Origin of the sequence: Blautia sp. CAG:237, assembly GCF_000436615.1 — a bacterium.
In the GTDB taxonomy this organism is placed as follows: Bacteria; Bacillota; Clostridia; order Lachnospirales; family Lachnospiraceae; genus Blautia_A; species Blautia_A intestinihominis.
Genome location: NZ_FR886674.1, coordinates 1 through 23,751, shown reverse-complemented (window position 1 = coordinate 23,751; position 23,751 = coordinate 1). Strand labels below are relative to the sequence as shown.

Genomic DNA, 23,751 nt, shown 5'->3' with positions numbered 1-23,751 from the left:
CGCGGCTTTTTTGATACATGCAGGATGGATTTGTATAAGAGAGAATGGCATGAATAAAAAACTGGATAAAAAAAGAAATATAGATTTTTACCTGTTATATACGTTAGTTTTTTTGGCAGTTGCCCTGGCACTGTATCTGAAATTTTTTGCAAATGGGAAATCACTTGTCTGGAGCCATGACGGTGTGCCACAGCATCTCAACTCACTGGCATATTATGGAAAGTATCTGAGAAAGGTACTTCATACTTTGTTTATAGAACATAAGCTGTCCCTGCCTCTGTGGGATATGCATATTGGCTACGGTTCGGACATTTTGACGACCTTACATTATTATGTGATTGGGGACCCGCTGACACTTTTATCTGTGTTTGTCCCGGCATCAAAGACAGAAGCCCTCTATGCGTTTCTGATCTTTCTGCGTATTTATCTGGCTGGCATTGCGTTCAGCAGATACAGTTTTTATCATAAGAATTCAAAACAGGCGACCTTTATGGGAACGATGATCTACATCTTTGCAGGATGGACGATCTATGCGGCGATGAAACATCCGTATTTTTCCAATCCCATGATCTACCTGCCTCTGATTCTTCTGGGAATTGACAAGATCTATAAGAAACAAAAACCATATGTATTTATATGGTCCGTTGCCCTGGCAGGACTTTCAAACTTTTATTTCTTTTATATGCTGGGGATCTTTATGGTACTTTATGCGATTTTCCGCTACTTTGATCTGTTTGCGGACAGATCCATCAAAAATATCGGGAAATGGCTTGGCGTTTTTGCGGTATATTCCGTGATCGCAGTACTGATCGCTGCGGTGATCCTGCTTCCGGTGATTCTTCCGGTGTTTGGAACGGATCGTTTCAAGGCAGAGAACTATGTACCGCTGTTTTATGACAGAATTTACTACGAAAAATATCTTGGATGTCTGATCGGAGAAAACATGATCCAGTGGGGTGTTGCCGGTTATACGGCAGTTTCCCTTGCCGGTGTTTTCGTACTGTTTTCCAAAAAGAAAAAGTACACCGCACTCAAGGCTGGTTTTGTGCTTCTGAATGTGTTTTTGCTGCTGCCTTATGCAGGGCATGTCCTGAATGGACTTTCCTACGTTTCCAATCGCTGGATCTGGGCTTATGGAATGCTGATCGCGTACATCTTTGTAAAAATATACCCGGAACTTTTTGCTCTTACGCTTACAGAAAAGCGAAAAGTTTTTGTGATGCTTCTGATCTACTGTATTCTGGCGCTCCTTCCGGAGGCGGCAAGGACACAGCGAAATCTGATGGCGATGGTCCTTTTGTCACTTTCGACATTTATCGTGCTTTCCTTCGGAAATATCTTTACCAGGGAGCGAAATCTTACGGTGATGGTTGCAGGTTTCCTGATCGCAGGCATCCTGTTTAATATGCATTATCAGTATTCCTATGAGAAAGATTATCTCTCGGAATTCACCGACAGTGGAGAAGCCCTGGAGAAACTGGAAACAGGCGTTGACCGTGCGGTACTCAGTACCGATGATCCTTCGGTTTACCGTTATGACCAGATGGATACGAATTCCAGCGAAAACTCTTCGATGCAGATGGGAACGAACAGTACTGCTTATTATTTCAGTGTCGCAAGCTCAAGCATCGCGAATTTCTTTGACGAGATGTACCTGAATACACCGTGGGAACAGCATTATAACAATCTTGACGGACGGACGATCCTGGACCGCCTCGCTTCAGTGAAATATTTTGTAGTCAAAAAGGGCAAGGAATCAGATCTTCCATATGGCTATTCCAGACTCAGCGGCGAAGCAGAAAAGAATGGCAAGACTTATCTGGCATATGCAGATGAAGATGCATTGCCGCTTGGCTATACCTATGATTCCTGGATATCCAGAGAAGATTATGACAAGATGACTGTGACAGAGAAACAGCAGGCTCTTTTGCAGGGCGTGGTCCTCGATGACAGTTCCCTTCCAGAGACAGAGACACATTTCAATGACCGCGAAGTTTCCTATTATACATCAGAGGGCAAAGGCTGCCGCCTCAAGAATGGCAAAGTCGTGGTCACACAGGAAAATGCACAGCTCAAGCTGGTCTTTAAAGGAGAGGAAAATGCGGAGACATATCTGATCACGGAAGGCCTGGATTACGAAGGGCTTTCCCCAAGAGAAATGATCAGCGACAAAAAATGGTCCAAAATGACAACTTACGAGCAGAACAAACTGCTGGAAGAAAACAGCAACTGGCGTTACTGGAAGGAGAGTCAGAAAGCTTCGATCCAGATCGGAGGACGTTTCCTCAAGAAAACGATCCAGATTTTTACAGATAAGTACAATGCATACAGTGGCAAGCATAATTTCCTCTGCAATACCGGATACAGCGAAAAAGGCAGACACACGATAACTCTGACTTTTGAAAATACGGGAGTCTACAGTTTCGACAGCCTCAAGATCTACTGCCAGCCAATGACAGAGATCGACAGTCAGACCAGCAAACTTGGCGAAGAAGTTCTGACCGATGTAAAAATTGGCAATAACGAGATCAATGGAAAAATCTCTCTTTCTGACACAAAAGCACTGGTACTTTCCATTCCGTACAGTGAAGGATGGACGGCGTATGTCGATGGAGAAGAAACAGAACTTAAAGAAGCAAATACCATGTATATGGCCCTGGAACTTCCGAAAGGTGATCACGAGATCCACCTGGTATACTGGACACCATATCTCAGAACCGGTCTGTGCTTGACTTGTATCGGTGTATTGTGCTACATTGTGTTGGTGTTAATAAACAGAAAGAAAAAGAGGTTTTAAAAATCATGAAGAATATGCTGTCAGTTGTGCTTCCGGCTTATAATGAGGGACTTATGATAGGAAAAACCTGCAGGGTTCTTCGGGAAGTACTGGAAGGAGCAGGAATTCCCTACGAACTGGTTCTGGTAAATGACGGTTCCAGCGACAATACCTGGGAAGAGATCCTTAAGGCGGGTCACAAAGACCCGGCAGTTCTCGGTGTGCGTTTTTCCAGAAATTTCGGGAAAGAAGCGGCAGTTTTTGCAGGAATGGCGCAGGCATCCGGAGATGTGGTCGCTGTTATGGACTGCGACCTCCAGCACCCGCCGGAAACACTGATAGAAATGTACGCACTCTGGAAACAGGGGTATGAAGTGATCGAGGGCGTCAAGAAAAGCCGTGGCAGAGAAAGTTTTCTGCACAAAGAAAGCGCAGGCTTTTTCTATGGCATCATGTCCAAAGTGACAGGCGTAAATATGCAGAACGCTTCCGATTTCAAGATGATGGACCGGCAGGTGGTGGATAATATCCTTGCGATGCCGGAGCGGAATATGTTTTTCCGTGCAACTTCATCTTGGGTGGGATTCAGGACGACATCTGTAGAGTTTGAGGTACGGGAGAGAGAAGCGGGAGAGTCCAAGTGGTCTACCTGGTCACTGGTCAAATATGCATTTACCAATATCGTGGCGTTCACAACATTGCCGCTTCAGTTTGTGACGGTGGCAGGTGGAATCTGTTTTCTTGGTTCACTGCTTCTGATCATTTATTCCCTGGTGCAGTATTTCTCAGGTCATGCAGTGGAAGGATACACAACGACGCTTCTCGTGCTTCTTCTGATCGGCAGCGCGATCATGCTGAGTCTTGGCATCATCGGATACTATATCGCCAAGATCTATGAGGAAGTCAAGCGCCGTCCGCGTTATATCGTTTCCAGGATCATGCGTGGTGGAGAAGACGTTTCAGAGACTGCCAGACACGATGGAAGATAGGAGCAAATGATTATGAAGAAACTAAAAGATATGATCCTGCGTTTTTACCAGAACGATGTGATCCGATATGTATTTTTTGGAGGATGCACGACCCTGGTCAATCTGGTCTGCTTTTTTGTACTCCGTAAATGTGGACTGGAGCTGAATATTGCAAATCTGATCTCGATCATCACAGCGATCCTGTTCGCCTATGTCGTTAATTCCAGATTTGTATTTCAGGACAAATGCGAGACACTTAGAGACCATTTCAGACCGTTCTGCAAATTTATCAGCGCGCGCCTTGTGACAATGGTGATCGAGGTCGGCGGTGTGTGGCTCCTCGTCGAAGTCTGCAAAATGAACGACATGGTGGGAAAATTCATCACACAGTTTATCGTTCTCGCTTTAAATTACATATTCAGCAAGTTTTTTGTTTTTACAACAGGAAAAAAATAATCTGGTCTTAAATATACGATTGGGGGATTTCAGAAATGACATTAGAAGAAACACTTCAGAAGACTCATCCACTGGATGAAAAAGCAATGGAAATTTCCAGAAAGAGATGGGACAGTATCGCTAAACCACTGCATTCTCTTGGAAAGATGGAAGATCTGGTCGTTCAGATCGCGGGCATCACAGGAAGCCCGGATATGAACCTTAAGAAACGTGCCCTGGTTGCGATGTGTGCAGACAACGGTGTGGTAGAGGAAGGCGTGACACAGACAGGACAGGAAGTGACCGCGATCGTTGCAGAGAATTTCCTGACAGGCGATACTTCTGCCTGCACGATGTGCCGTCAGTGCGGAACAGATGTTTATCCGGTGGATGTTGGAATGGCGGTAGATACCAAAGTCCCGACAGATCTCAAAGTTGCCATGGGTACCAGAAATATGGTCAAAGAACCGGCAATGACAAGAGAAGAAACAGTGAAAGGGATCGAGGCGGGGATCGAGATGGTTTCCCGACTCAAAGCGAAAGGATATGGACTCCTTGCTACCGGAGAGATGGGGATCGGAAATACTACGACCAGTAGTGCTGTTGCATCTGTTCTTCTTGACCGTCCGGTGGAGGAGATGACAGGACGCGGCGCAGGTCTTTCCAGCGATGGTCTGAACCGCAAGATCACCGCGATCAAAAAAGCGATCGACAAACACCAGCCGGACCCGAAGGATGCGATCGATGTCCTTGCAAAAGTCGGTGGTCTGGACATTGCAGGTATGGCAGGCGTATTTATCGGCGGTGCTGCCTTTAGTGTTCCGGTTGTGATCGATGGATTTATCTCCTGTGTGGCAGCCCTGATCGCGCAGCGAATCTGCCCGACCGTAGGTGACTATATGATCGCTTCCCATGTATCCAAGGAACCGGCTGCCCATCTGATCCTGGAGGCTCTTGGCAAAGAAGCTGTGATCCACGGTGACATGTGCCTTGGAGAAGGCAGCGGTGCTGTTGCCCTGTTCCCGTTCCTTGATATGGGAACCGCAGTTTATCAGTCTATGAGCACGTTTGATGACATTCATGTAGAACAGTATGAGGAGCTTGTCTGAGTATGATGATTCTTGTAACAGGAGGCAGCGGAAGCGGGAAATCTGCCTTTGCGGAAGATCAGGTCGTATCTTTTGGCGAAGCGGAGAGAGTCTATATCGCTACGATGTTCCCTTTTGATGAAGAGAGCAAAAAAAGAGTGCAGCGCCATCGGAATATGCGAAGCGGCAAGGGGTTTGAGACCATTGAATGCTACACCGATCTTGCACAGGTAAGAGTTTCAAAGGGCAGTACTGTCCTTCTGGAATGCATGTCGAATCTTGTTGCCAATGAAATGTTCCAGGAAAACGGAGCACATGAGCGGACAGTCCAGGAGATCCTCAAAGGTGTGAAGTCTCTTCTTGCCCAGGCGGGGAATCTGGTGATCGTCACGAATGAGATCTTTTCGGAGGCGGCTTCCTATGAGGGAGAGACGGAAACTTACCAGAAATATCTGGGAAAGATCAACCAGGAGCTTGCACATCTTGCGGATGAGGTCGTGGAAGTAGTTTACGGAATCCCTGTCTATCACAAGAAATCAAAAGGAGGCACTTACCATGAAAAGTCTGTGGAATAGTTTTAAGATCGCATTTGCCATGTTTTCCAAGATTCCCATGCCACAGGCAGAGTGGACAGAGGAAAACATGCGCTATATGCTGTGCTTTTTTCCATTTGTAGGAGCAGCAGCAGGCCTCCTCACGTTGGGAGTAAGCTGGCTGGGAGAGTACTTTGGATTTGGTACAGGCTTTATGGCAATGGCACTGATCCTGGTTCCAGTCCATGTGACGGGCGGGATCCATGTGGACGGGCTTCTGGACACTTCAGATGCCTTAAGTTCCTGGAGAGACCGTGAAAAACGTCTGGAGATCCTCAAAGATTCCCATGCGGGTGCATTTGCCGTGATCACAGCATGCGTGTATTTCCTGGTTCTGTATGGCGGATTCAGCCAGATCACGGGTGACTGGACAGCGATGAAACTTATCGCACTTGGCTATGTAGTATCGAGATGTTTTTCCGGACTCGGTGTGATCACCCTGCCAAAAGCTAACGCCGGCGGCACAGTGGCAGAGTTTTCACGCAAGGCACAGGATACCACGGTTCGAAATACGCTGATCGTTTATCTCGTGCTTCTGGCGGCTTTGATGCTTCTGATCCAGCCGGTATGGGGAGCAGTGACTTTTGTGACGGCTGTGCTTGTTTCCCTTTTTTATAAACATAAGGCGATGAAATATTTTGGAGGAACGACCGGGGATCTGTCGGGGTATTTCCTGTGTCTCTGTGAGGCATGGATGGTACTTGCACTGGCAATCCTGACGGTAGTTTATCCGATATAGGAGTGTAGAGTATGGAAATAATAATTGGAGGGGCTTTTCAGGGAAAAAGCACCCTGGCAGAAAAAGATCATCCAGATGTAACATGGATAAACGGGGCACAGGCAGACTGGGAGAGCCTTTCCCATGCAGAAGGTGTCATGGGATTTCATGAATATATCCGAAAAGAAATGAAAGCAGGAAACGATATCAGCAGCCTTGCCGAAGACCTGATCCGTGTAAATCCGGATCTGATCCTGGTATCAGACGAAGTTGGTTATGGCGTTGTGCCGATCGATGCGTTTGACCGCGCCTACCGTGAGGCGGTCGGCAGGATCTGCACGAAACTGGCAGCATACAGCCACCGGGTAACGAGAGTTGCCTGCGGGATCGGGACGGTGATCAAGGATGCTTAGGTTATGGTTTGTCCGCCATGGAATGACGGAGGGAAACAGCCACCAGAGATATATTGGAGTGACAGATGAACCTCTCTGTGAGGAGGGACGGAAATTACTGGAGAAATTTACTTATCCTGCCGTACAGGCTCTGTTTGTAAGCCCTCTGAAACGCTGCAGGGAAACCGCATCGATCCTGTTTCCGAAGGGAGAGCAGAGGATAGTGCCGCTTCTTGCAGAGTGCGATTTTGGAGAATTTGAGAACAAAAACTATAAAGAACTTTCAGACAATCCTCACTATCAGGAATGGATCGACAGCAACGGAACCCTTCCGTTTCCGGGAGGCGAGAGTAAGGAAGAATGCGCGGACAGGAATCTGAAAGGTTTTGATGAAGTGCTCAAAGCCTGTAGAGATGAAGGCATCACCGAGGCAGCACTGGTGGTCCATGGGGGCACGATCATGAATATCATGGAAGCGTATGCCCTTCCGAAGAAAGCTTTTTATGAGTGGCATGTCGGAAACGGCTGCGGCTATCTGGTCGAGCTGGAGCTTCAGGACTGGAATGACGCAGAACGACATTTTACTCAGGTCACTGCCACTGCAAATAAGTAATTGCAAGAGTAATCATGCTCTGTCTCCAGGCAATCCTTCTTTTTATGAGTAGTATGCATCGGTTTGGCGGATTGCTTTATTTTCCGATGCCCGATGGGATGATTATATTAAGGTATGAGCATCGATTTATCAGTTTACATTATTTTCCGATGTCAAATCTGTTTGGTATGTTAGGGTATTGGCATCGGATTTAACGATAACATGGTTTGCGATGCAGAAATTTATTACAGTACTGTTTTTTATAAGAAAAATATGGTAGAATCAGATAGACAGCGACGGAGCGAAAGCTTCGCCGCTTTTTCTGTATCCGGGATAAATGAGAAATTACTTTTGAATACAAAATTTTTTTGACAAACAAAAACATTTTGCGAATTATGGTTGAAATAAAATACAGAATATGATAGAGTATTAGTATAAAATATCTAAATCCTGTGGATGATAACAAACCTGTGTTGGAAAAAATTCACAAGACAAGGAGGAGATCTTTATGTTGATTGTTGGAAACGGAAGAATGATCACAAGGGACGCATCCTGTGCACTGCTTGAGAATGGTGCAGTTGCAATGGATGGTAACACCATAAAGATGGTGGGGGTAACTGATGAAGTAAAGAAAGCATATCCTGATGCAGAATTTATCGATGCACATGGCGGGATCATCATGCCGGCATTTATCAATGCGCATGAACATATCTACAGTGCATTTGCCAGAGGACTGAGCGTGAATGGATACCACCCACAGGGATTTCTGGATATTCTGGATGGCATGTGGTGGAACATTGACCGTCATCTGACTCTGGAGCAGACGAAGCTTTCTGCCTATGCAACTTACATCGATTCGATCAAGAACGGTGTGACAACAGTATTTGACCATCATGCAAGCTTTGGTCACATCACAGGTTCTCTGAATGCGATCGAGGAAGCTGCGAAGGATCTCGGTATCCGCACCTGTCTGTGCTATGAGATCTCAGACAGAGACGGCATGGACAAATCCCGGGAATCCGTGATGGAGAATGTAAACTTCATCAAACATGCGAAGCAGGACGACAGCGATATGCTGGCAGCAATGATGGGTATGCATGCATCTTTTACAATTTCAGATGAGACAATGGCACTGTGCCGGGAATTAAAGCCGGACGGAGTCGGCTATCACATCCATGTGGCTGAGGGGATCTATGATCTTCACCAGTGTCTCAAGGAACACAGCAAACGTATCGTAGACAGACTCTATGACTGGGATATCTTAGGTCCGAAGACTCTGCTTGGACACTGCATCTATATCAATGAGCATGAGATGGATCTGATCAAAGAGACAGATACCATGGTCGTACACAATCCGGAATCCAATATGGGAAATGCCTGCGGATGCCCTCCTACCATGGAGCTGGTACATAAGGGGATCCTGACAGGACTTGGAACGGATGGCTACACCCATGATATGATGGAATCCTGGAAGGTGGCAAACATCCTTCACAAACATCATCTCTGTGACCCGAATGCCGCATGGGGCGAAGTTCCACAGATGCTGTTTGAGGGAAATGCAAAGATCGCAAACCGTTACTTTAAGAAGGAACTCGGTGTACTTAAGGAAGGTGCAGCAGCAGATGTGATCGTTATTGATTATGATCCGCTGACTCCTATGAACGAGGGCAATATCAACAGCCATCTGCTGTTCGGCGTAAACGGTGCCATGGTGCAGACAACGATCTGTAACGGCAAAGTTCTCATGAAAGACCGTGAAGTGCTTGTATGTGATGAAGCCAAAGTCATGGCAGACTGCCGTCAGGCTGCAAAAGAACTTGCAGAGGATATCAACAGCTAAATGCTGACAATCACTATTTTTGTATTGGGAATTACAGGGAGAAATAAATTATGAGCGATATTATGAAGAGTATTCCATTTGGACAGTTAATGGAATGGATATTAGCAGAACACAAAGCAACAGGACAGGTCTTTGGAATCCAGAAAGCATATGTGGCTGATCCGGCCAGAACCGTAGAGATTTTTGGAAGAAAACTTGAAAATCCTGTCGGACCGGCAGCAGGTCCGCATACACAGCTTGCACAGAACCTTGTGGCAGCTTACTATGCAGGTGCGAGATTTTTTGAGTTAAAGACAGTACAGAAGATGGATGGACCGGAACTTTCCGCATGTATTCCGAAACCATGTATCGTGGCAGAGGATGAGGCATACAACTGCGAATGGTCTACAGAACTTTACGTTCCACAGGCAATGGGCGAATATATCAAGGGCTGGATGGCACTTCATGTGATCTCCAAAGAATTCGGACTTGGAAGCCCGGACGGATTCCAGTTCAACATGTCCTGCGGCTACAACCTGGAAGGAATCAAGGATAAGAAGATCGACGACTTTATCGAAGGACTCAAAGATGCCCGCGATACAGAAGTTTTCAAGGAATGTAAGACATGGCTTCTCGATCATGCAGATCTCTTTGAGCATGTGACAAAAGAAGATATTGAGGCAATTCCGTCAGAAATCTGTAATTCTATCACACTTTCTACCATGCACGGATGTCCTCCGCAGGAGATCGAAAATATTGTTATGTATCTCCTCAAAGAAAAACACATCAATACTTACGTAAAATGTAATCCGACACTTCTTGGTTATGAATTTGTCCGTAAAGCAATGGACGATCTGGGATATGACTACATGGCATTTACAGATTTCCATTTCAAGGATGATTTACAGTATGAGGATGCTGTTCCAATGCTGAAACGCCTCAAAGAAACAGCAGCACAGGAAGGCCTTTCCTTCGGAGTGAAACTGACCAATACCTTCCCGGTAGATATCAAACGCCAGGAACTTCCGGGTGAGGAGATGTATATGTCCGGTAAAGCCCTGTTCCCGCTTTCTATCACAGTGGCAGCACGTCTTGCAGAATCTTTTGACGGCGAGCTTCCAATGTCCTTTTCAGGCGGAGCTGACCAGAAGAATATCGATCAGATCGTGGGCTGCGGTATTTGGCCGGTCACAGTGGCAACTGTTCTTCTCAAACCGGGTGGATACAAATGGATGACCCGCATTGCAGAGAAAGCAGATGAGTGCGAAGTTGGAGAATGTGGCAAAGTCAAAGTAGAAGAAGTGAAGAAACTTGCAGAATCTGCTCTTGCTGATGCTCATTATCAGAAGAACACAAAGAAAGCAGCAGGAAAGAGAAACGAAGAGAAATCCCCGCTTCTTGACTGCCTTAAGAAGAAAGATGCTCCGAACAAAAAAGATTTCACAGCACACAAACGTGTATGCGGAAACTGTGCAGACGTATGTCCGAACCGTGCAAACGTCCTGATCGAAGTACCGGAGATGGAACTTCTGCAGATCCTTCATGTAGACTATATGTGTAACGAATGCGGCAACTGCCGTTCCTTCTGCCAGTATGCGGGAGCACCATATAAAGACAAATTTACTTTATTTGCAACAGAAGAAGACATGAAAGACAGCACAAACAATGGTTTCACCGTACTGGATACAGAAAGCAAAGAAGTAAAAGTACGTATTGGAGACAAAGAAGAAATCGTAAAAGCAGACCAGCTGTCCGGCATCCTCACAGAAGGACTGTCACAGCTTATCTGCACAGTAATCAATGACTATGCTTACCTGTTGATGTGATATCCATAAAACAGGAAAAGGAGAATCCACTATGGCAATATTTAAAGTAAATGGACAAAGTGTTCAGCCGGAGAAGAATCAGAAGCTTTTGAGATTCCTCCGTGACGAACTTCACCTGACATCCGTAAAGGACGGATGCAGTGAGGGCGCATGTGGAGCCTGTACAGTGATCATTGACGGAAAAACCTGCAAAGCATGTGTCCCGGATACAGATTCCCTTGACGGAAGAGAGATCATAACCGTAGAGGGACTGACAGAATGGGAACAGCAGGTATACACCTATGCATATGGAAAGGCTGGAGCAGTACAGTGTGGATTCTGCATTCCTGGAATGGTAATGTGTACGAAAGCACTTCTCGATGAAAATATGGAGCCTACAGACGACGAGATCCGATATGCGCTGCGCAATAACTACTGCCGCTGCACAGGATACGTAAAGATCATGGATGCCGTCCGTCTGGCAGCAAAGATATTAAAAGCAGGCGAAATTCCAGATGATGGTGACCCGAACTGGACACTTGGCAATCGCGTGGCAAGGATCGATGTAGAGGAGAAAGTCCTCGGATACGGTAAATATCCGGATGATTTTTACCTGGATGGCATGCTTTATGGAGTCGCTCTCCGAAGTAAATATGCACGTGCGAGAGTGCTTTCCATCGATACTTCCAAAGCAAAAGCACTTCCGGGTGTGGAAGCAGTTGTAACTGCAGAGGATATCCCAGGCGAGAACAAGATCGGTCATCTGAAGCATGATCAGTACACTCTGATCCCGGTCGGCTCTCTCGTACATTATCTCGGCGATGCGATCGCACTCGTAGCGGCAAAAGACCGTGAAACCGCAGAAAAAGCGATCAAACTTATCAAGGTAGAGTATGAGGCGCTTCCTCATGTACATACGATTGAGGAAGCAGCAGCGCCGGATGCACCGAAGGTTTTTGACGAGGAAGAAAACAATATCTGTGCACACAAACACATCAGCAGGGGAAATGCCGAGGAAGCGATCCGAAATTCCAAATATGTGATCTCGCATCATTTCGAGACGCCATGGACAGAGCATGCTTTCCTTGAGCCGGAATGTGCCGTTGCTTTTTATGATGAGGACGGAGACGTATTTATCTATTCCACAGACCAGTCAGCACACCAGACCCTGCATGAGTGTTCTCTGCTCCTTGGAACGGATAAGGTCAAGGTGCAGAATGCACTTGTAGGCGGCGGTTTTGGCGGTAAGGAGGATATGACAGTACAGCATCTTGCAGCTCTCCTTACTTATGTGACAAAGAAACCGGTCAAAGTCAAATTTACCAGAGCAGAGTCTCTCCTTGTCCATCCGAAGCGTCATCCGTTCTATATGGATATGACGATGGGCTGTGATGAAGATGGTAATATCATGGGCGTAAAAGCAAGCGTCACTTCGGATACAGGTGCTTTTGCCTCCCTTGGCGGCCCTGTCCTGGAACGTGCCTGCACCCATGCAGCAGGTCCGTACCATTACGAAAACTTTGAGATCGAGGGAACTGCTTACTATACAAACAATCCGCCGGCAGGAGCTTTCCGTGGATTTGGTGTAACGCAGACCTGTTTTGCGACAGAGACCCTGCTTAATATGATGGCAGATAAAGTCGGCATCACTCCATGGGAGATCCGCTACCGCAATGCGATCCGCCCGGGAGAAGTCCTTCCGAATGGCCAGATCGTAGATGATTCCACAGGCCTTGTGGAGACTCTGGAGGCGGTCAAGGAAGATTATGACGCAGCGATGGCGGCAGGAAAACCGGTCGGAATCGGCTGTGCGATGAAAAATGCCGGTGTTGGCGTTGGTATTCCGGATACAGGACGTGTGAAATTGATCGTGGAGGATGATGAGAAACTTCATATTTATTCCGGAGCTTCCTGTATCGGTCAGGGCCTTGGAACGGTTCTCGTACAGATGATCGTGACAAATACAGACATCAGACAGGAAGACATCGTATATGAGCGAAGCAATACCTGGATCTCACCGGATTCCGGAACGACTTCCGGTTCCAGACAGACGCTTGTTACCGGTGAAGCCTGCCGAAGAGCCTGCGAGAAACTGATGGAAGACCGAAGAGCCGGCAAGGAACTTAAGGATATGAAGGGGATCGTATACTACGGAGAGTACCTGGCAAAGACAGATCCTCTTGGTGCAAATGTGCCGAACCCGGTATCCCATGTTGCATACGGATATGCGACCCAGATGTGTGTCGTAGATCCAAAAACCGGTAAACTGGATCAGATCGTTGCCGCACACGATGTCGGCAAAGCGGTCAATCCACTGTCCTGCGAAGGTCAGATCGAGGGCGGTGTGGTCATGTCCATGGGTTACGCCCTGAGGGAGCAGTATCCGATCGATGAGAACTGCAAGCCGATACAGAAGTATGGTTCTCTCAGATTATTCCGTTCCCATGAAGTTCCAAAGATCAAAGCGATCGTTGTAGATAAACCGGGACTCAAAGTAGCCTGCGGAGCGATCGGTATCGGAGAGATCACATCGATCCCTACCGCACCGGCGATCGCAGATGCATATTTCCGCTATGACGGAATCCGCAGATACAGTCTCCCGCTTGTGAGCACACCATACGAAAGGAAGGGTTGATATGGCAGTCAAAAAGAAATTTCCATATAAGGCAGCCATTGTTTCCTGCAATGGTGGATGCAGGGCAGTCAAGGGGGGAGCAGGATGCAGTGAAGGCTGTATCGGCTGTGGAGCCTGTGTCGATGCATGTAAATTCGGCGCGATTTCCCTCAATGAATACGGAGTGGCAGAAGTCGACGAATCCAAATGCATTGCCTGCCAAAAATGTACCAAAGTCTGTCCGCAGGAGATCATTCATATTCATGAATGCGCGAATTATATCGTGGTCAAATGCTCCAATAAGAGCAAAGGTGCAGCGGCGAAGAAACAGTGCGAAGCAAGCTGTATCGGCTGCGGGATCTGCGAGAAGACCTGTACTGCAGGTGCTGTTAAAGTAACAGATAACTGTGCAGTGATCGATGAGGATGCCTGCTTAAGCTGCGGCATGTGTTCCGTCAAATGCCCGCGCCATGTGATCCATGACCTGCGAGGTATCTTTACACCTGTAAGATAAAGAAAGTAATAAAAGATAGACTAAAAATTCAGAAAATTCAACAGAAAAGATTGCAACTATGCAGTAAAATATGTTACACTATGGGTACGCAAAAAGAACTGAATACCTGAAGTGGAAAATAGCATGGTTCGGAGCCGGACGTAAGTTCAGAGGGGAACAGAGAAGTTTCTTGGGACTTGATCCGGCTCTTTTTATCAGAGAATTTTTCAGAAAATAAGTGCAGGTATTCCAAAGTTTACAATAAAAACAGGCAGGTGAGAGGTTATGATAGGAAAAAGCGTTCCGCGTGTAGACGCATATGAAAAGGTAACCGGAAGAGCCAAATTTACAGAGGATCTGATACCGCCGAGATGTCTGGTCGCCAAAGTGTTGCATGCATCGATCGGAAATGGTATCGTGACATCCATCGACACAAGTGAAGCAGAAGCGCTGGAAGGGGTTGTCAAAGTTGTGACTTTTAAGGATGTGCCGGAGCACTGTTATCCGACACCGGGACATCCATGGTCAGTAGAACCGGCACACCAGGATGTGGCAGACCGGAATCTTCTTACGGGACGTGTCCGTTATTATGGTGATGATATTGCGGCAGTTGTCGCAGAGGACGAGATCACGGCAGCCAGGGCACTGAAACTGATCAAAGTGGAATATGAGGAATATCCGGTTGAGATCCATCCACGTAAATCCATGCAGGGAAGCCATCCGCCGATCCATTTCGACAAGAAGGACAATGTTCTGGCACGCTCCAATTATTTTATCGGAGATGTCGATAAAGGTATGGAAGAATCAGAGACAGTTGTCCGGGGAACGTATAAGACCCCGATCGTCCAGCACTGTCATATCGAGAATCCAATTTCCTATGCTTACATGGAAAAGGGCAGGATCGTAGTAGTGACTTCCACACAGATCCCGCATATCGTCCGCCGTGTCATCGGCCAGGCACTGGGAATCCCGTGGGGCAATGTACGTGTCATCAAGCCGTATATCGGCGGAGGTTTCGGAAATAAGCAGGACGTTCTCTATGAACCGCTGAATGCCTTTCTGACCACGCAGGTTGGCGGCAGACCAGTCAAACTGGATATCAGCAGAGAAGAAACTTTCTGCAACACCAGGACCCGTCATTCGATCGAATTCGACCTTGCAGCAGGCGTGGACAAAGACGGTAAACTGCTTGCCAAGGATATGCATTCCTATTCCAACCAGGGAGCTTATGCCTCCCATGGACACGCGATCGCGGCGAACGGTCTGACTTCCTGGCGTTTACAGTATGCCTGTCCAAATATCCGGGGAGAAGCGTATACAGTTTATACCAACACCCCGGTCGGCGGCGCGATGCGAGGTTATGGGATCCCGCAGGTATGTTTCGCGATAGAAAGCTTCATGGATGATGTGGCAGCTGCGATCCATATGGATCCACTTGAATTCCGAAGAAAAAATCTGATCCAGGGATACTATGCAGACGTTTATCTGAAACCGATCGCGGCAAACTCAAACGGTATTTTTGAATGCCTCAAAAAAGGTGCAGATTACATCCACTGGGATGAGAAACGTAAGGAATATGCAAACCAGACCGGAGATGTACGAAGGGGAGTCGGTATGGCACTGTTTTCTTATAAAACAGGCGTATGGCCGATTTCTCTGGAGATCTCAGGAGCAAGGCTTTCCCTGAATCAGGATGGAAGCGTGCAGCTTACCCTTGGCGCGACAGAGATCGGCCAGGGTGCAGACACTGTATTTTCGCAGATGGTGGCAGAGACACTTCACACAGATATGGAACATGTACATATCATGTCCACACAGGATACGGATATTTCGCCATTTGATACGGGAGCTTATGCATCGAGACAGTCTTTCGTTACAGGAACGGCAGTCCGTCATTGTGCGGAGATCCTGCGTGACAAGATCCTTGCCTATGCCAAGACACTGCTTCCGGAGATCGACACCACGGAACTTGAACTTCGGGACAACTGGATCTGGGCAGGCAAAGAGCGGGCGATCTCACTTGCAGCTCTTGCCGAGGAGAGCTATTACAGTCTCACCAATTCTTCTGTACTGACAGCAGAAGTTTCCGAGCAGGTGAAAAAAAATACGATCGCGACCGGCTGCTGTTTTGCAGAAGTCGAAGTAGATATGAAGCTTGGAAAGATCAAAGTCCTCCATATCATCAATGAGCATGACAGCGGCAAATTATTGAATCCGCAGCTTGCAGAGATGCAGGTACATGGAGGCATATCCATGGGTATGGGCTATGGTATCAGTGAGCAGCTCATTCTCGATGAGAAGACAGGACGGCCGCTGAATGGAAATCTCCTGGACTATAAACTGATGACCATGCTCGATACACCGGAACTCAAGGCAGATTTTGTCGAACTTGATGATCCGATCGGACCATATGGAAATAAGGCACTGGGTGAGCCGCCTGCGATCCCGTGTGCACCGGCGATCCGAAATGCCGTCCTGCATGCAACAGGAGTTGCTTTTAACGAAAATCCACTGACACCGCAGAGACTGGTCGATGGTTTCCAAAAAGCGGGACTGATCTGAAAGGGGGAAGACATCATGTATGACATTGAAAATTATTATAATGCAAAAACCGTTTCAGAAGCAGTGGAGCTTCTTACGGAACATCCGGACGCAAGGATCATTTCCGGGGGAAGTGATGTCCTGATCAAGATCCGTGAGGGAAGGATGGCAGGCACTTCGCTGGTGTCGATCCGTGACATCGAAGAACTTAAGGGAATTGAGAAAAAAGATTCCGGGGATATTTATATAGGGGCAGGAACGGTGTTTTCACATATCACAGCAGATCCGATCATTCAGGAGTGTGTTCCTGTGCTTGGGGAGGCGGTAGACCAGGTTGGTGGACCGCAGATCCGAAATATCGGAACGATTGGTGGAAATATCTGCAACGGTGCAGTCAGTGCCGACAGTGTGCCGACGGTTTTTTCCTATAATTCACTTCTGCATATTGCAAATGCAGAGGGCGGCAGAGTGGTTCCGGTCAGGGAGTTCTATCTTGGTCCGGGACGTGTGGCTCTTAAGCAGGGAGAAGTGCTGATGCATGTTGTGATCCCGCGTGCCGAATATGAAGGGTATCATGGACATTACATCAAATATTCCATGCGAAATGCCATGGATATCGCAACGCTGAGCTGCAGTGTAGTCAGCAAAGTGAACCCGGAAACAAAGATCCTGGAGGATGTACGTATCACATTTGGTGTAGCTGCACCGGTACCGTACCGTTGCGTGGAGACAGAAGAACTTCTGAAGGGACGGAAACTTGGAGAAGAGCTGTACCGGAAACTTGAGGACAGCATCCGAAGTGAGATCCATCCGCGAGATTCCTGGAGAGCTTCGAAGGCTTTTCGTCTGCAGATCGGCGGAGAGATCGCCCGCAGGGCACTGATCCGGACTGTGGAACTTGCCGGTGTGCCGGCCGACAGTGTCAGTGGAGGTGAAATGGCATGAAGAGACAGAAAGTACTCGTACAGTGTATTGTAAACGGAGAAGAAGTTGCGGAGTATGTAGACCCGAGAGAATCGCTTCTGGATATGCTGCGTAATCATCTTGGTCTTACTTCCGTCAAAAAAGGCTGTGAAGTAGGCGAATGCGGTGCCTGTACCGTCATCATAGACGGAGAAACGATAGATTCCTGCATCTATCTTGCTGTCTGGGCAGAGGGCAAAAACATTCGCACCCTCGAAGGTCTGGAAAAAGACGGGCAGATCACAAGAATCCAGGAAGCGTTTATTGAAGAAGGTGCAGTTCAGTGCGGTTTTTGTACACCGGGATTTATCATGTCTGCGACTGTCCTTCTGGAGCAGGGCAAAGAACTCACCAGAGATGAGATCCGCAAAAAAATGTCCGGAAATCTCTGCCGCTGCACCGGATATCAGAATATCGTCAATGCGGTAGATAAAGTCATGCATGAAAATGCAGAAAGCAGCAGAAAGGAATAAAAGTAACATGGAACACAAGACAAAACTGATCGTTCGCGGAGGAGGAGATCTTGCCAGCGGGGTGATCCATCGATTATATCGATGCGGCTATCAGGTACTGGTACTGGAATGTAAGAGACCAAGCGCGATACGAAGAGAAGTTTCTTTTGGAGAGGCAGTCTACGATGGAACTTCCTGCGTTGAGGGAGTGACAGGAAGGCTGATCACGAAGGTCAGTGAATGCCAGAAAGTCTGGGAGAATGGAGAGCTTCCGATCCTTGTCGATGAGAGCGGGGAAGCGGTGAAAGAGTTGAAACCGGATGCGCTGATCGATGCGATCCTTGCAAAGAGAAATCTTGGAACAACGAGGGACATGGCACCTCTCACTGTCGCGCTGGGACCTGGCTTTGAAGCCGGAAAGGACGTAGATTTTGTCATAGAAACGCAGAGAGGGCATGACCTTGCAAGGATCATCTCCAAAGGGCCGGCAACGCCAAATACAGGAGTTCCGGGCATCATTGCCGGATACGGCAAAGAACGAGTGATCCATTCCCCGGCGGCAGGGATCATGCATAACCGCTCCAGGATCGGAGATATTGTAGAAAAAGATCAGATCATAGCGATGGTCGATGAGATGCCGGTCTATGCATCTCTGACCGGTGTTCTCAGAGGAATCATCCGCGATGGCTACAAAGTGCCGAAGGGAATGAAGCTCGCAGACATCGATCCACGTAAAGAGCAGAAGAAAAACTGTAATACTATCTCGGACAAAGCCCGCTGCATCGCCGGAAGTGTCGTGGAAGTCCTGATGGCGAACGGAGTGCTGCCGTGATGAAAAAGATACTTCTGGAAGTACTGGCGGTCAATACAGAAAAAATATCCACGATCGCTGTAGTTGGCGGCGGCGGCAAGACCAGCCTGATCTTTCGGCTGATGGAAAGCTTTGTTTCTATTGGAAAAAAAGTGATCGTGACAACGACCACACACATGGCATATGAGCCAGAGCGGCCGTTTGTGGAGGACGGAGATATTGACGGAGTTCGGAAGAATCTGCAGAGATATCACTATACGGTAGCAGCCAGTCTTGACCGCGCGACGGAGAAGATTGGCTGTCTTTCCGAGGAGAAATTAGAGGAACTGAGAGGACTTGCAGATGTACTTTTGATTGAAGCAGATGGTGCAAAACGCCTGCCACTCAAAGTACCGGGAGAGCGGGAACCAGTGATTCCGGAGTTTGCGGAGATGGTTATCGGAGTTGCTGGTGTGGATGCTCTCGGAGAGCCAATCCAGAAGACCTGCCACAGACCGGAGAAAGTTGCGGATTTCCTTGGAAAAGGGATGGAAGAAGTGGTTACAGAGGATGATATCGTGAAGATTGCTGTTTCCGCGGAGGCATTAAGGAAATGCGTGGATGGACGCGAGTATTGTGTTCTGTTAAATAAAGCAGACATCCGGGGGAAAGCCGAGGCAGCAGAGAGAATCGCAGGAAAACTGGAAGAGCAGGGAGTTCATGCGGTCTGGGGGAGTTTACAGAAGCAAAATTATAATAGTATCTGTAATTGTATTGATAGGACAGAAGAAAAAGCAGAAGTGTGGATGAATAAGTTGCAGGAGCCGCAAAATAAAGGTAGCCAGGCACAGGAAAAGCCCACATTCATCATGCTGGCAGCAGGAAACAGCCGCCGTTTCGGCTCCAACAAGCTGCTGTACGAAATCGGCGGAGTGCCGATGTATCTGCGTACATTGCACAAGCTTCAAAAGGCAGCGTCAGAACTCGGAAACTGCGAGATCATAGTCGTCACCCAGTACGAAGAAATAGCTTCCAAAGCACAAGAATCAGGAGTCCGGGTCCTGATCAATTCACACCCGGAACGTGGCATTTCCTCATCCATGCAGATCGGCCTAGCCGCTGCAAAAGAATCGGCCGCCTGCCTTTTTATCGTATCCGACCAGCCCTGGCTCACCACAGAGACCATCGTCAATCTGGTGCACAAATTTCAATCAGAACACAAAGGCATGGCATGCACCCTCCTTAACGACAAAACCGGAAACCCCTGCATCTTCTCCCGGAAATATTACCAGGAACTACAGGAGATCACCGGCGACAAAGGTGGAAAACAGATCATAAACAGACATCCCGAGGATGTGGCATATCTTGAGATCGAAGATGCGAAGGAGCTTGTGGATGTGGATACGCTGTATAATGATGGCAGACAATGAAGAAGGAGCCGATTTCCATAGAGAGGGATTTCGACTCCTTTATTATATGTTATGTTAGCATTGCTATGATTTTTCTGACTGATGCTTCGCAAGATAATCTGAAAATGATCTATATCCAAGTTTCCTTTTTCTGGCAAGCATATTAGCCCAGATAGTATTTCCCTGTGCTTCGTTGATGTACCCTGCATCAAATGCCATTTTCATAATGTCGCCTGTTGTAAGATGAGAAAGACCATATTCTGTAACATAAGCAGATATATCTCTCAAATTATTGCTGGCAAGTATGCCTTGTTTCTCTTTTGCAAGTGAAATGGAAGCAGCTTCTCCGCGACCGATGATTTTGTGTCCGGGGTCTGGATGACTTGTAAGCTTTCGGTAAAGTTCATATGTATCAGTACCCACCATAATGGACTCGATTGTTGCATTCCCTGCCTGGAGCATTAAATCGACTTGCGCCTTTAATCCTTTAACACGATTTACACCAGGATGAGACAACTCATCATATACTTCTTTGGGAATAACAATTCTTCCAGGAAACAGCTTGGAAAGAATGCTTTCATTATTTACCCAAAGAAATGCAGAAATGCAATCTGTATCAAAGAAAAGTGGCTCAGTCAATCAATTCACCACCTTCCTCGGTGCCATATACGAGATCATCTCTGAAAGCAGTGAGCAATAATTCTTCATATTTTCCATATGAAACAATATCACGATTTAATAACTGGTCAGCCTGGTTAATATAATGACCATAGGTGCGATATTGTTTTTCTTCAGGTAATGGACGATACAAATCAGAACTATAGCCCATTGCCTCTGCCTGTCGTCTGACACTGATATTTAACAAAGCATCAAGTTCCTCTCGGTTTATATAGCCACAATTATTTAACTGATACACGGCGGTCTGATGGCTGACTCCGAAATACTGCTCAATGCGGATAATATCCTGAAGAGTAATTTTGCCTCCGTGCTTTGAAATAAGTTTATCTGCTTTGTCAGCTAATGCTGCACGAGGCATTAAAAAATATGCAGCAAAAGCATCGGCCATTTTTTCTGTTTCATTGCCTGTACCGATTGACTTGGCACAAACAGATTTCATATTATTATCATAAAACAAATGGTAAAATTCGTGAGCAAGTGAGAAACGCTGCCGTCCTAATGTCATTGATGAATTTAATGCTATGGTGCATCTTTCCTCAGTCCCTTTGATACACATTCCACTGATCTTATTACCCAGAGGATAATAGACAATGGTTAATGTTTCGATTCCTTGTGCTAATGAGAAAATGTCGATCGGAGAGTTATTGTCCTCTCCAAATTGCTTTCTTAAACGTTCGGCTTTTGTCATTAAATCTGCATAATCAATCATAAGCGTTATCCTTTCAATAATTCTGCCATATACTCGGAGTTAAGTGCAATACGGTTAATAGCACTGATTGCTTCCAGATCTTCAGCAGACAAATCGCTTGCCCTGAATGCAAATGAAAGGCTTGATGTTTCAATAGTGTTGCTTTCGATAGCATCAATTGAGATACCGAACAGACATGCAAGTTTCTCCAACATATCGGTCGATAAACTTCTTTCGCCTTTTTCGACTTTTGAAATCAAGCTTTGATCTACATTGAGGAAACGGGCAATAGTAGACTGGCTAAATCCCATATTATCTCTAAGTATTTTAATATTATTTCCGATGATGTTTGCCATGTTCATGTTCCTCCTTCTTATTATTGTTCGTTTATATTATTATATTATGAATTTGTCATAATATCAACACAAATAATAAGAGAAAATATGACGAATTACAGAGATATAACTGGCAAATAGTTGTTTCCTATAACGGCAAAATAGAATGAATAAATTTGAATATTCATGGATTTGTTGCCGATAATGTGGTATCATATAATATGATTAAGGAAAATTTTGATTTTATGGGAGGATAGTAATGTCATATCTTTCAGTTGCTGAGACTGCAAAAAAGTGGAATATCTCTGAACGTAGCGTAAGAAACTATTGTGCTCATGGACGTGTACCAGGCGCATTTCTTACTGGTAAGACCTGGAATATCCCCGAAAATGCAGAAAAACCAGAGCGATCTAACAAGAAAAAAGAAAAACCAATCATTTTGTTAGATATCCTGCAGGAGCAGAAAGTCAGCAAATACTCTGGTGGTATTTACCATAAAACACAGATTGATCTGACATATAATTCTAACCACATCGAAGGAAGTCGTCTGACCCATACTCAGACTCGCTGTATATTCGAAACGAACACTATTGGTGTTGAAAAAGAAGTTCTCAACGTAGATGATATAATTGAAACTGCAAATCATTTTCGCTGCATTGATCTGATCATTGACCATGCAAAAGCAACACTGACAGAAAAATTTATCAAGGAACTACACCTTATTTTGAAAAACAGCACCAGCGATTCCAGAAAAGAATGGTTTGCTGTAGGCGATTATAAAAGACTGCCGAATGAAATAGGTGGCATGGAAACTGCTTTACCAGAAGAGGTTGCTGACAAAATGAAAGCATTGCTGGCAGAATACAACAGTAAAGAGGAGAAGACTTTCGAGGATATTCTGGGTTTTCATGTAAGATTTGAACGGATTCATCCTTTCCAGAATGGAAATGGTCGTATAGGACGATTAATTATGTTCAAAGAATGCCTGAAATACAATATTGTTCCGTTCATTATTGAAGATAACCTGAAATTGTTCTATTATCAAGGCTTAAAAGAATGGAACAATGAAAAAGGCTATCTGACAGACATTTGTTTGACTGTACAGGACAGGTATAAGGCGTATTTGGAGTATTTTAGAATTGTTTATTAAAGAAGCAGGAGTGAATTCATGTTTTATAAAATGATAGAAAATAAGTGCACTCAATGGTATGAATCGGATCAGTGTACTGTTAAAAATTTGATTGAATATATAAAAAAACAGGGCAGATGCGAGACGCTCAGATAGAGGCAATTAAAGTATATTTGTTTCTCAAAATTGCTTGTGAGAGCAAACCATTGATGTAGTTATTTCGTCAGGGATTTTTTAATTCTATTGACGTAACTATTCAGTACCCCGTTAAGTACATCTTGATTTTTCGGCAAAACAGAGAAAATAAAATATCGTAGGTGCAGTCAGCATCAAACGCACCCATGAGATTCTTTCCGGAGTATTTAACATTCCAATTGCAACAGGAACGATCAGCAGCATGGTAAAAAGATGCGCTGACAGTCTGAGTGAAACAGTAGGTAAGATCAAGGATAAAATGATTGGTTCCGCACTTG

At 46.1% G+C, this 23,751-nt stretch carries 22 protein-coding genes; 18 read left to right on the top strand and 4 right to left on the bottom strand.

The window, feature by feature from the left end:
• The first annotated feature begins 49 nt into the window (after nucleotides 1–49).
• From QZL69_RS01555 to yqeC, 17 genes are all read left to right on the top strand, one after another.
• Entirely contained in the window at nucleotides 50–2,797 is a 2,748-nt protein-coding gene (locus tag QZL69_RS01555) for a YfhO family protein (RefSeq protein WP_022213469.1), read from the top strand.
• A 5-nt stretch (nucleotides 2,798–2,802) separates the two neighbouring features.
• Nucleotides 2,803–3,765, top strand: coding sequence for a glycosyltransferase family 2 protein (locus QZL69_RS01550; RefSeq protein WP_022213468.1), 963 nt, complete (start codon nucleotides 2,803–2,805; stop codon nucleotides 3,763–3,765).
• Nucleotides 3,766–3,777: 12 nt separating this feature from the next.
• Nucleotides 3,778–4,200, top strand: a complete 423-nt coding sequence (locus QZL69_RS01545) for a GtrA family protein (protein WP_022213467.1) — start codon at nucleotides 3,778–3,780, stop codon at nucleotides 4,198–4,200.
• A gap of 35 nt (nucleotides 4,201–4,235) precedes the next feature.
• On the top strand, nucleotides 4,236–5,288 hold the full coding sequence (gene cobT / locus QZL69_RS01540) for a nicotinate-nucleotide--dimethylbenzimidazole phosphoribosyltransferase (RefSeq protein ID WP_022213466.1): 1,053 nt from the start codon (nucleotides 4,236–4,238) through the stop codon (nucleotides 5,286–5,288).
• A 2-nt stretch (nucleotides 5,289–5,290) separates the two neighbouring features.
• Nucleotides 5,291–5,842 carry a bifunctional adenosylcobinamide kinase/adenosylcobinamide-phosphate guanylyltransferase gene (locus tag QZL69_RS01535; protein ID WP_022213465.1) on the top strand — a complete coding sequence of 184 codons (552 nt, stop codon included), beginning with the start codon at nucleotides 5,291–5,293 and terminating at the stop codon, nucleotides 5,840–5,842.
• Nucleotides 5,823–6,599 (top strand): adenosylcobinamide-GDP ribazoletransferase, encoded by a 777-nt coding sequence (cobS, locus tag QZL69_RS01530; RefSeq protein ID WP_022213464.1) that lies wholly within the window; start codon nucleotides 5,823–5,825, stop codon nucleotides 6,597–6,599. Before QZL69_RS01535 ends, cobS begins: the two co-directional genes overlap by 20 nt.
• Nucleotides 6,600–6,610: 11 nt before the next feature.
• Nucleotides 6,611–6,991, top strand: a complete 381-nt coding sequence (locus QZL69_RS01525; protein WP_022213463.1) for a bifunctional adenosylcobinamide kinase/adenosylcobinamide-phosphate guanylyltransferase — start codon at nucleotides 6,611–6,613, stop codon at nucleotides 6,989–6,991.
• Nucleotides 6,984–7,583: a histidine phosphatase family protein gene (locus tag QZL69_RS01520; protein ID WP_022213462.1), complete on the top strand. Its 600-nt coding sequence runs from the start codon at nucleotides 6,984–6,986 to the stop codon at nucleotides 7,581–7,583. The genes QZL69_RS01525 and QZL69_RS01520 overlap by 8 nt, the downstream gene beginning before the upstream one ends.
• A 487-nt stretch (nucleotides 7,584–8,070) precedes the next feature.
• On the top strand, nucleotides 8,071–9,402 hold the full coding sequence (ssnA, locus tag QZL69_RS01515; RefSeq protein WP_022213461.1) for a putative aminohydrolase SsnA: 1,332 nt from the start codon (nucleotides 8,071–8,073) through the stop codon (nucleotides 9,400–9,402).
• Between the two features lie 50 nt (nucleotides 9,403–9,452).
• A complete protein-coding gene (locus QZL69_RS01510; RefSeq protein ID WP_022213460.1) occupies nucleotides 9,453–11,207 on the top strand; it encodes a hypothetical protein in 1,755 nt (584 codons plus the stop codon).
• Nucleotides 11,208–11,238: 31 nt separating this feature from the next.
• A complete protein-coding gene (xdh, locus tag QZL69_RS01505; protein ID WP_022213459.1) occupies nucleotides 11,239–13,821 on the top strand; it encodes a selenium-dependent xanthine dehydrogenase in 2,583 nt (860 codons plus the stop codon).
• Between the two features lies 1 nt (nucleotide 13,822).
• Entirely contained in the window at nucleotides 13,823–14,314 is a 492-nt protein-coding gene (locus QZL69_RS01500; RefSeq protein ID WP_022213458.1) for a 4Fe-4S binding protein, read from the top strand.
• A 264-nt stretch (nucleotides 14,315–14,578) separates the two neighbouring features.
• Entirely contained in the window at nucleotides 14,579–16,855 is a 2,277-nt protein-coding gene (gene xdhA, locus QZL69_RS01495) for a xanthine dehydrogenase subunit XdhA (RefSeq protein WP_022213457.1), read from the top strand.
• 15 nt (nucleotides 16,856–16,870) lie between these two features.
• A complete protein-coding gene (xdhB, locus tag QZL69_RS01490; RefSeq protein WP_022213456.1) occupies nucleotides 16,871–17,779 on the top strand; it encodes a xanthine dehydrogenase subunit XdhB in 909 nt (302 codons plus the stop codon).
• Entirely contained in the window at nucleotides 17,776–18,270 is a 495-nt protein-coding gene (xdhC, locus tag QZL69_RS01485) for a xanthine dehydrogenase subunit XdhC (RefSeq protein WP_022213455.1), read from the top strand. The genes xdhB and xdhC overlap by 4 nt, the downstream gene beginning before the upstream one ends.
• Before the next feature lie 7 nt (nucleotides 18,271–18,277).
• Entirely contained in the window at nucleotides 18,278–19,081 is an 804-nt protein-coding gene (yqeB, locus tag QZL69_RS01480; protein WP_022213454.1) for a selenium-dependent molybdenum cofactor biosynthesis protein YqeB, read from the top strand.
• The gene (gene yqeC, locus QZL69_RS01475; protein ID WP_022213453.1) at nucleotides 19,081–20,469 is read left to right on the top strand and encodes a selenium cofactor biosynthesis protein YqeC; all 1,389 of its coding nucleotides are present in this window, start codon (nucleotides 19,081–19,083) and stop codon (nucleotides 20,467–20,469) included. The genes yqeB and yqeC overlap by 1 nt, the downstream gene beginning before the upstream one ends.
• 63 nt (nucleotides 20,470–20,532) lie before the next feature.
• Here the strand turns inward: yqeC and QZL69_RS01470 are convergent, their stop codons facing one another.
• The 3 genes from QZL69_RS01470 to QZL69_RS01460 are packed head-to-tail and all read right to left on the bottom strand — an operon-like array spanning nucleotide 20,533 to nucleotide 22,170.
• On the bottom strand, nucleotides 20,533–21,087 hold the full coding sequence (locus tag QZL69_RS01470; protein ID WP_022213452.1) for a hypothetical protein: 555 nt from the start codon (nucleotides 21,085–21,087) through the stop codon (nucleotides 20,533–20,535).
• Nucleotides 21,080–21,835: an ImmA/IrrE family metallo-endopeptidase gene (locus tag QZL69_RS01465; protein ID WP_022213451.1), complete on the bottom strand. Its 756-nt coding sequence runs from the start codon at nucleotides 21,833–21,835 to the stop codon at nucleotides 21,080–21,082. The genes QZL69_RS01470 and QZL69_RS01465 overlap by 8 nt, the downstream gene beginning before the upstream one ends.
• A 5-nt stretch (nucleotides 21,836–21,840) precedes the next feature.
• Nucleotides 21,841–22,170, bottom strand: coding sequence for a helix-turn-helix domain-containing protein (locus QZL69_RS01460; protein WP_022213450.1), 330 nt, complete (start codon nucleotides 22,168–22,170; stop codon nucleotides 21,841–21,843).
• Nucleotides 22,171–22,408: 238 nt separating this feature from the next.
• Here QZL69_RS01460 and QZL69_RS01455 point away from each other — a divergent pair, with 238 nt between their 5' ends.
• On the top strand, nucleotides 22,409–23,299 hold the full coding sequence (locus QZL69_RS01455; protein ID WP_022213449.1) for a Fic family protein: 891 nt from the start codon (nucleotides 22,409–22,411) through the stop codon (nucleotides 23,297–23,299).
• A 246-nt stretch (nucleotides 23,300–23,545) separates the two neighbouring features.
• Here QZL69_RS01455 and QZL69_RS01450 read toward each other — a convergent pair.
• Nucleotides 23,546–23,751: hypothetical protein (locus QZL69_RS01450; protein WP_291517812.1), on the bottom strand; the 206-nt coding region annotated here is incomplete at its 5' end.